Origin of the sequence: Blautia intestinihominis (assembly GCF_040096655.1) — a bacterium.
Lineage (GTDB): Bacteria > Bacillota > Clostridia > Lachnospirales > Lachnospiraceae > Blautia_A > Blautia_A intestinihominis.
In genome coordinates, this window is the sequence record NZ_JBBMEI010000023.1 from 44,245 (window position 1) to 52,756 (window position 8,512).

Annotated in this window: 7 protein-coding genes; all 7 read right to left on the reverse strand. The window is 49.3% G+C overall.

Annotated features, from left to right (window positions below):
* Window positions 1-3: 3 nt before the first annotated feature.
* The 7 genes from cbiB to cbiD are packed head-to-tail and all read right to left on the reverse strand — an operon-like array spanning window position 4 to window position 8,100.
* Window positions 4-984 (reverse strand): adenosylcobinamide-phosphate synthase CbiB, encoded by a 981-nt coding sequence (gene cbiB / locus WMO75_RS08885; protein ID WP_331529229.1) that lies wholly within the window; start codon window positions 982-984, stop codon window positions 4-6.
* On the reverse strand, window positions 981-2,384 hold the full coding sequence (locus WMO75_RS08890; RefSeq protein WP_303223068.1) for a cobyrinic acid a,c-diamide synthase CobB: 1,404 nt from the start codon (window positions 2,382-2,384) through the stop codon (window positions 981-983). The genes cbiB and WMO75_RS08890 overlap by 4 nt, the downstream gene beginning before the upstream one ends.
* Window positions 2,381-4,384 carry a precorrin-6A reductase gene (gene cobK / locus WMO75_RS08895; protein ID WP_349077926.1) on the reverse strand — a complete coding sequence of 668 codons (2,004 nt, stop codon included), beginning with the start codon at window positions 4,382-4,384 and terminating at the stop codon, window positions 2,381-2,383. The genes WMO75_RS08890 and cobK overlap by 4 nt, the downstream gene beginning before the upstream one ends.
* Window positions 4,377-5,108 (reverse strand): precorrin-3B C(17)-methyltransferase, encoded by a 732-nt coding sequence (gene cobJ, locus WMO75_RS08900; RefSeq protein WP_022215255.1) that lies wholly within the window; start codon window positions 5,106-5,108, stop codon window positions 4,377-4,379. The genes cobK and cobJ overlap by 8 nt, the downstream gene beginning before the upstream one ends.
* Complete coding sequence (locus WMO75_RS08905; RefSeq protein ID WP_319638470.1) at window positions 5,101-6,228, reverse strand: cobalt-precorrin 5A hydrolase; 1,128 nt, start codon at window positions 6,226-6,228, stop codon at window positions 5,101-5,103. Before WMO75_RS08905 ends, cobJ begins: the two co-directional genes overlap by 8 nt.
* Window positions 6,167-6,925, reverse strand: a complete 759-nt coding sequence (cobM, locus tag WMO75_RS08910) for a precorrin-4 C(11)-methyltransferase (protein WP_118698228.1) — start codon at window positions 6,923-6,925, stop codon at window positions 6,167-6,169. The genes WMO75_RS08905 and cobM overlap by 62 nt, the downstream gene beginning before the upstream one ends.
* Complete coding sequence (gene cbiD / locus WMO75_RS08915) at window positions 6,925-8,100, reverse strand: cobalt-precorrin-5B (C(1))-methyltransferase CbiD (protein WP_303223066.1); 1,176 nt, start codon at window positions 8,098-8,100, stop codon at window positions 6,925-6,927. The genes cobM and cbiD overlap by 1 nt, the downstream gene beginning before the upstream one ends.
* Between the last annotated feature and the right edge of the window lie 412 nt (window positions 8,101-8,512).

Here is an 8,512-nt window from a genome sequence, read left to right on the forward strand (position 1 = left end):
GTATTACAGGATCCAGAACCCGACGGCGATGCGGATGATAAGGCAGATCAGAATGCCAAGAAAAGCAGTTCCGTACATCAGACGGTTGGAGCGTCTGATATCCTCCGGTTCCACAGCGCGAATCGGGTCTCCGATCGTCGGTTTTTCGTATAATTTGCCAAAATAGCAGGCATTGCCGGCAAGCTGTACGTCAAGCGCTCCTGCCATTGCTGCCTCTGTCTGTGCAGAGTTCGGGCTTGCATGGTTTCTTCTGTCTCTCCGGTAGATCTTTGCTGCGTTTTTGCCATCCATACCACAGACAAAAGCTGCCGCAACCATCAGCCAGCCAGAGATCCTTGCCGGAAAAAAGTTTGCCACATCATCAAGCTTGGCACTGCATCTTCCAAAGTACAGATACTTGTCATTTTTGTAGCCGAGCATGGAATCCATGGTATTGATCCCTTTATAAAGAAACATCAGCGGTGCGCCGCCGATCGCCATATAGATCATCGGAGCGATCACACCGTCAGAACAGTTCTCTGCCACAGTCTCTACGGCTGCCTTTGTGACACCTATATCGGTGAGTTCCTGGGTATCACGTCCTACGATCATGGACACTGCATAACGCGCCTCCTCGATCGTACCGTTTACCAGCCGGTCATAGACCTTCATGCTCTCATCCTTTAACGATCTGGTAGCAAGGAGCTGGTAGCACCAGAATGTCTCCAGGATCACACCCGCCACCGGGAAATGTCCGTACAGAAGAGACAGGAGCACAGCCGGCACGCCAAAGGAAAACAGACAGACGAGAATCGTTTCCACAACTCCGCCAGCCAGTTCTCCTGCATTTGTCTTCGGAAAGATCCTGCGGATTCCCTTTTCAAGAACGGAGATCAGATTTCCGATCAGGCAGACCGGATGATACAGCCACCTGGGATCTCCAAATATCAGATCAAGTAAAAACCCTGCTGCCAGGGCTATCGTATGATAGATCACATTTGTCACTCTTCCTGACCTTCCTGCTTGCAGGAACATCGTTGTTTTTTGTATGCGAGGCATTTTTTAAGAAATGCCTTCGGTACTTCGGGATTTCCATAATAATAAAGATGTGGAAAACCAGCCAGCATCGTGTCCGTTCCATGGATACAGTCCCATCCACGCTTACTCTCCGGCTTCGCCGCATGAAAATCCCCGCCGCAGTTTTCGGAATCAAAATAGTGGAACTCATGTGCCGGGATCTCGCCGAAATCTTCCATTCCAAGAGCCGGCTTTTTCTGTGTCAGTGTCACATAGCCAAATCTGGAAAGTTTCGGTGTGCGGTATGCTTTTCCCGGGATCACCCCTGCCATCTGGTAGAAGTTCCCATCCATGCCCTCCATTTCCTCGTGGAGATACATAAAGCCTCCGCATTCTGCCATACATGGCATCCCTGCTTTCAGTTTTTCCCGTATCATGTCTTTCATTGTGGTATTTTGTTCCAGTTTTTTTCCGTTTAATTCCGGATAGCCGCCGTATAACAAAAGCCCGTCCAGATCATCCGGAAGCTGCTTATCTTCCATCGGTGAAAATGGAACAATCTCTGCCCCCATCTCGCCCAGAAGACGGAAATTGTCTGCATAGAAAAAGCAGAATGCCTCATCCTCCGCAACGCCGATACGCACCGGCTCGGAGAGTCTGAAATCGGTCACTGACTCCGGCTTCGCATCCAGAAGATCCGGTGCCTCGCCCGCCAGTTCCAGGATCCGGTCGATGTCAAGTGTCTCTTCCAGAACGCCTGCAAGCTTATGAAGCCTGTCTTTCAGTTCCGGGATCTCATCCGGAAGGACCAGACCAAGATGTCTGCTTTCGATCACACAGTCCTCAACCTTCGGTACATAACCAAGAACCGCAACACCCAGTTCTTCTTCCAGAAGTTTCTTCATTCTCGGATAGAGCATGGGAGACATCTGGTTAAAGATCACACCTTTGATGTGGCTGTCCTTCTTATATTCCAGGAAACCTTTGACATAGGCAGCCAGGGACACACTCATCCCACGGCTGTTTACGATCAGGATGACCGGTGTATCGGTCACTTTGGCAAGGTCATAGGCACTGGCTGTGGTCGTAGTTCCCGCAACGCCGTCATAAAAGCCCATGACACCTTCCATGACTGCGATCTCACAGTCTCTGGCATTTCGGGTCAGAAGATATTTCGTTACCTCTGATCCTGTAAAAAAGGTGTCCAGATTCCGGGACTTTGTCCCGATCACCCGGCTGTGGAACATCGGATCGATGTAATCCGGCCCGCATTTAAAGGACGTCGTCTTAAGACCGCGCTCCACCAGTGCTTCAAGAAGCCCGCAGGTGATCAGGGTCTTGCCGCTTCCGCTGGAGCCTGCTGCCAGAAGGATTCTCGGGATCTTCATACCTGTTCCTCCTGTGTTTCGGATTTCTCGTGTGCCTGTACCGTGATGATATAGATTGGATTTTCGCCCATCATCATATGGTAACGTCCGATATTTTTGGATCTGGAAGCGCAGAGCTGTACGACTTCGCTCTCGCACTGATAAGTTTCCTGCTTCTCAAGTTCACGGATGCAGTCAAGTGCCTCGCCCACGGTTTCCAGAGTAATGCAGTTGATCACAATACGCACCTGTGGGTTCTTATTCAGCAGAAGCTCCACGATCTCCTTCATATTTCCGGAAGATCCGCCAATAAAAGCGTGTGTCGGCACAGGAAGTTCCTCAAGTGCCTCCGGTGCGGTTCCCGGAACGATGTACATATGGTCCAGTGCAAATTTCTTCTTATTCTCCTGAAGGAGTGCCAGGGCATCCTCCTTTTTCTCGATCGCATAGACCCCGCCTTCAGATGCGCGAAGTGCCATTTCGACAGAAACAGAACCTGTTCCTGCACCAATGTCGTAGCAGATGGCATCTTTTGGAAGTCTCAGTTTGGAGAGAGAAACGGTACGCACTTCTGTCTTGGTCATCGGTGCCTTGCCGCGGATAAATTCTTCGTCTGGAATTCCATGAGTTGCCAGTTCCAGTTCTGCCTGTGGATTATATGCACAGACTACGCTCAAAGGATCTCCCTCATAGGAAACAAGTTCTCTGGCTGGTTTCGCCAGGATCTTCTCGTTATCATAGGAAAGATTTTCTCCGACATGAAGAATAACGTCGCCCATTCCGTAAAATGTAAGCTTCTCTGCCAGTTTACGCACTCCGTCACCCGTTCCGAGGATTGCAAAAACCTTGCGGTTCGTGCGGATCAGGGAAATGAGATTGCAGGTTTTTCCATGCGCGCTGACGATCTTTGCGTCGTCCCAGGACAGGCCGATCTTTGACATAAAATAAACCACAGATGAGATCCCACAGATCATTTCCGTATCCGGTCCGAGAAGTTCTGCAAGTTTCTTCGCCCCGCTGTAAAATCCAACATCACCGGAAAGTGCAACTACAACTTTGGTGTACTCCGGATGTGTGATCAGATACTCTGCGATCTCTTTGCTCCGATATTCATAAAAAACATCCTGTCCAGAAAGCCGGACAGCATCGACCATTCGCTTTGCGCCTACGATAAGATCCGCGTTTCGGACAGCTTCCTGACCCTCCTGCGTCAGAGTCTTCGGGCTTCCCATGCCGATTCCGAGAAGTGTGACCTTCTGTTTCCTGGTAAGTCCGTAGCGTTCGATCAGCATATGCCTGCATTCCCGCAGAGACAGACCCTCTTCTGCGAGAGGTCTTCCGATGATCACAACAGTTGCACCACAGGCTTCGGCCGCCTGGATCTTCTCAAGAAAGCCGCCGGCTTTGCCGGAATCCTTGGTAACCAGATATCTGCACTCATACTGCGTAAGCATCGCCCGATTCATTTCCATGGAAAAAGGTCCCTGCATCGCAATCAGGTTCCGGCCTTCAAAACCAAGTGCCTGACAGGATTCGATCACGGACGGAAGGGACAGCACTCTTGCAAACAAGCGCTCCTTATAATCCGGAACGGAGGTAAATGCCGCCAGTTCCTTGCTTCCTGTGGTCAGGAGAACATTCCCTGTAGTTCCTTTCAGGTGCTCTGCCGCTGCCTGTGTATCCTTAACATAGACAGCGTTCTGCTGTCCGCTGCCTGTACGGAGGATCCTCGTATAAGAGACTTCGGCTTCCTCGCAGGCTTTTCGGATATTTCTTGTCACTTCTGCTGCGTAAGGATGTGTCGCATCCAGAACAAGTTCCGGTTTTTCTCTGGAAAAAAGCTCTTTCATCTCATTCTCGTCGAGACGTCCCGCCTGTACATGCAGACTGGAACTCTCTTTGAGGGATCTGGAACCATATTCTGTCGCCACGCATGCCAGCACCGGGATCTGGTTTTCACCGAGGAAACGACTGATCTCGTATCCTTCGGTCGTCCCGGCAAATACAATGACTTTATACATTCCTGTATCCTCGTGGTGTTACCATCTTGCCGTTGATTTCTTTTGTCTGAGAATTTCCGATAAATACGGTTGTAAACATATCCACCTGTGTGTCACGAAGTTCTTTCAGAGTCATCAGATGATATTCTTCTCCTTCACGTCCGATATTGCAGACAGTTCCGCAGACAGTGTCCGGGGATTTGTACTGCATCATCAGGTCACAAGCTTTCTGAAGATAATCATGACGTTTTTTGCTGGATGGGTTATAGAGACAGATCACGAAATCTGCCTGAGATGCGCCGAGAAGTCTTGCCTCGATCTTTTCCCACGGAGTGAGAAGGTCACTTAAACTGATGAGACAGAAATCATGGATCAGTGGTGCACCAAGGACTGCTGCCCCGCCAAGTGCTGCTGTGACACCAGGGACGATCTCAAGTTCTACTTCCGGATAATTTACGCCAACTTCATACATAAGGCCTGCCATACCGTAAACACCGGCATCTCCACTGCAGATCATGGAAACAACTTTGCCTTTCATTGCTTCCTCAAATGCCAGAACGCAGCGGTCAACTTCTTTTTTCATTGGTGTGGTCAGGAATTCTTTGTCCGGAAATGTGTCTTTGACAAGATCTACATAGACGGTATATCCGATGATCGCATCACTTTTTTTCAGAGCTTCCATTGCTATACCGGTCATCTGGTCACAGCCTCCCGGTCCGATTCCTACAACATATATTTTATTCAAAATGTACCTCCCATTTCCGGAGTCCCAGAGCTGTCGTCACGCCCTCTCTCCCGGTCTTTTTTCTGATAAGGCTGCCATTGCCGGATGCAAGTACTGCGCTTCTCTCACAGACATTCTCTACGCCTGTGATGGTCCGGACAAAAGCAGATGGAGTAAATTCTCCTTCGACTTCTTTTAGTTCTTCTTCTGTATAGGTAATAAAAGGAATCTTCCATTCCTCTGCCAAGGCATTCAGCCCCGGCTCGTCTTTCTTAAGGGAAATGCTTGCGAGATTTCCAACTGCCTGACGATAGATGTCCGCTTCCCTGAGGCAGTTCTCTGCTTCTCTCAGGATGACTTCTGTTTCTTTGTTCTTACGGCATCCCATTCCGAGTGTGACTGCCGGCGGAACTACCTGCGTGGTAGAGGCAAACGGCAGACAGGACGGGTGGATCGTAACCGCAACACCGATCTCCGGGGCAGTTCCTCCATCGAACGGGGTTCCATCCGCGCTGCACGCTGTCAGTCCTTCCGGAAGAGATCCTTCAAATGGAAATTCACTATAAAATCCCACGGACTCACCCGCAAGCAGTGCCGCTGAGACTTCCTTCGCTGCTTTCATGAAGAAGATCTCACAGCCGTTTTTTTTGGCAAAAACATCAACTGCGAATCGCTTATGAAGGTCAGTCGCTGTCGTCACGATCGGCTGTGCCTCCAGAATCTCTGCCGTTTCAAGAGTCAGTGCATTCGCCCCGCCCAGGTGTCCGGACAAAAGTGAGATCACAAACTGTCCGCACTCATCCACGACAAGAACTGCCGGATCTGATTTCTTACTGGCAACCTGTGGTGCGATGCTGCGTACAGCGATCCCGCAGGCTCCAACAAAGATCATCCCGTCATCCTTCTGGAAATGCTCTGCTGTCCAGTTTCCTGTACTTTCCGTAACAGAATCTTCCAGATATTTACTCTTTTTGTAAAGTTCGGTGTGATACCCCTGTGCGTTCAGTCCTTCCTGGAGTTTCAGAGCTGTCTGAAATCCGGTAAGGCTGAAGCATATGATAGAAATATCCATATTATTCTTATTTGGTCGCTTCACGGAATTCTGTGGTAAATCCCGGATCATAAAGCTTGGAACGGTCATACTGGGCTGCCTTGACAGAATCTCCGATGATCATAAGTGCAGTCTTGGTAATGTTGTTCTCTGCTGCTGTCTGCGCAAGTGTTCCGACTGTGCAGACAAATTTCTTCTCATCCGGCCAGGTTGCCTTGTAAACGATCGCTGCCGGTGTATCTGCTGTGTAGCCGCCCTCGATCAGTCGTCTACTCAATTCCTCGAGCATTCCGGTGCTTAAGAATACGACCATGGTTGCCTGATGTGCCGCAAAAGACTGGATGCTCTCTTTGCTCGGAACCGGTGTACGTCCTTCCATTCTGGTGATGATCACGCTCTGTGAAATCTCCGGAAGTGTGTACTCCAGATTCAGTGCACTTGCTGCACCGCAGAATGCGCTGACTCCTGGACAGTAATCGTAGGAAATCCCCTTCTCATCGAGAATGTCCATCTGCTCACGGATCGCACCGTAGATACACGGATCGCCTGTGTGAAGACGTACGGTCATCTTACCCTCTGCCTCTGCGTTTTCGATGACAGAAATTACTTCTTCCAGTGTCATCTTGGCACTGTTGTGGATCGTACATACGTCCTTGCTGTATTCAAGAAGCTGCGGATTTACAAGAGATCCTGCATAAATGATCACGTCCGCCTCCTCAAGATACTGTTTTCCTCTGACTGTGATAAGATCCGGTGCTCCCGGTCCTGCTCCTACAAAATGAACCATTATTCCTTTTCTCCTTTGCTAATTTTATCGATCAATTCCGCTGCATTCGCTGTCTGTCCGAGGTATCCATATTCATTGGAAAAGATCACTGCTCCGAGCAGGATCTGCTGGTAGGAGCGATGGTCCAGATAGAATTGGATCCTGTCTGTGATCTCCTTCATCGTTTCCTTAAGAATGTGGTTCTCGTCGAGGACTCGCAATGCTTCGTCTGTGGTATTACACTGCAGAATGGATCTGGCACATGCAAGATCCCCGCCTGCACGGATGGCATTGGAACAAAGTACCTCCATACGTGCATCTGCACTGTGTGAATGGGTGTTCATGATCCCTGCCGCAACCTTGACAAATTTGCCGATATGAGAGATAAAAAGAATCCCTTTCACGCCCATATCTACTGCCATGTCGATCGTCTCACCTACATAGTTGCTGCATTTGATGTTTTTTTCGAAAGGAAGCTCCATGTGCTCCCTCAGATAATCGGCTCCGTAGTTTCCAGGTGTCACAAGCATGTACTGCTCACCCATTGCTGCATGCTGTGTCATTTCCACCCGGATACTGTCGATCAGAGCTTTCTCACTCATAGGCTCTACGATACCGGATGTTCCAAGAATCGATATTCCGCCCACGATTCCCAGACGGGGATTGAAGGTCTTTCTGGCTATCTTCTCCCCTTCCGGCACAGAGATCGTCACTTTGAGTCCGCCCTCATAGTGATACTGATCTGCAATTTCTTCGACTGCCTGTAAGATCATAGCTCTCGGCACCGGATTGATCGCAGCCTCTCCGATCTTCTGGGAAAGCCCGGGCTTCGTCACCCGTCCTACTCCGATACCTCCATCTATCACGATGCGGTCTTCCATATCTGACCGTATCAAAAATTTCTCAACTTTCGCATAAACCAGGATTCCATTTGTGGTATCCGGATCGTCTCCTGCATCCTTACGGACCGCGCAGCTTGCCGCGTTCTCACTTCGTTTCCTGTCCAGGATCTCCAGGTGAAGAAGGATTCCCTTCGGAGTCATCAGCTCCACTTCACTGATCTCATCCTCTCCAAGCAGAAGCCGTGCTGCTCCCCTGGCAGCCCCAGCCGCACAGGAACCAGTCGTATAACCAAAGCGTAATTTCTTCTGGTTTCTGATTACATAATAATCTTCCAGTCCGTTTTTCTGTACCATAAATCTCCTCCTTGTATCCGCTCACTAATTATATTATTTTGTATAAAAAAAGTCAACGAAATGCACCTGTTTTCGGGCAATGCCTATAAAAATTAAAACACCGAGAGTTTCCCGTTTCTCTCTGGAGAACATTTCCAATTTCTCCGGCCTAAGTGCCGAAGAAGTCCTTAAACTCAAAGAAGGTCAGGAATAGCCCTCTGCATCGAAAAAATGTACCATAAACAAATGCGATGCCCAAAAGTCAACATAACAGGCACTTCCGGCATCGGGAATGCTTCATAACATATAAATCGATGCCGGATGATTGTTAGAAGAGAAAATTGGCCGAAGCTTACGCAAAAAAGGCCGACCCACAAACCAGATCTTGCACAAAAAGACCGACCCGCAAACCGGGTCGGGGGTGGTTTTTTAT